Source organism: Kluyvera intermedia (assembly GCF_021440345.1).
Taxonomy (GTDB): Bacteria; Pseudomonadota; Gammaproteobacteria; order Enterobacterales; family Enterobacteriaceae; genus Kluyvera; species Kluyvera intermedia_A.
The window spans coordinates 1-768 of record NZ_JAKCNS010000088.1; the positions used below are offsets into that span (position 1 = coordinate 1).

The 768-nt window shown below is 53.4% G+C and carries 1 protein-coding gene; it reads left to right on the plus strand.

Features of this window, described 5'->3' with window-relative positions; translation table 11 throughout:
- Positions 1 to 55 precede the first annotated feature (55 nt).
- Positions 56 to 753 (plus strand): IS1-like element IS1A family transposase gene (locus LZ634_RS19890; RefSeq protein ID WP_103215986.1). Its coding sequence is split into 2 segments (ribosomal slippage): positions 56 to 305 and positions 305 to 753, totalling 699 coding nucleotides; the frame shifts between segments, so codons are not numbered across the junction.
- The last annotated feature ends 15 nt before the right edge of the window (positions 754 to 768 follow it).

The window sequence follows — 768 nt, forward strand, 5'->3', positions numbered from 1 at the left end:
GGTGATGCTGCCAACTTACTGATTTAGTGTATGATGGTGTTTTTGAGGTGCTCCAGTGGCTTCTGTTTCTATCAGCTGTCCCTCCTGTTCAGCTACTGACGGGGTGGTGCGTAACGGCAAAAGCACCGCCGGACATCAGCGCTATCTCTGCTCTCACTGCCGTAAAACATGGCAACTGCAGTTCACTTACACCGCTTCTCAACCCGGTACGCACCAGAAAATCATTGATATGGCCATGAATGGCGTTGGATGCCGGGCAACTGCCCGCATTATGGGCGTTGGCCTCAACACGATTTTACGTCACTTAAAAAACTCAGGCCGCAGTCGGTAACCTCGCGCATACAGCCGGGCAGTGACGTCATCGTCTGCGCGGAAATGGACGAACAGTGGGGCTATGTCGGGGCTAAATCGCGCCAGCGCTGGCTGTTTTACGCGTATGACAGGCTCCGGAAGACGGTTGTTGCGCACGTATTCGGTGAACGCACTATGGCGACGCTGGGGCGTCTTATGAGCCTGCTGTCACCCTTTGACGTGGTGATATGGATGACGGATGGCTGGCCGCTGTATGAATCCCGCCTGAAGGGAAAGCTGCACGTAATCAGCAAGCGATATACGCAGCGAATTGAGCGGCATAACCTGAATCTGAGGCAGCACCTGGCACGGCTGGGACGGAAGTCGCTGTCGTTCTCAAAATCGGTGGAGCTGCATGACAAAGTCATCGGGCATTATCTGAACATAAAACACTATCAATAAGTTGGAGTCATTACC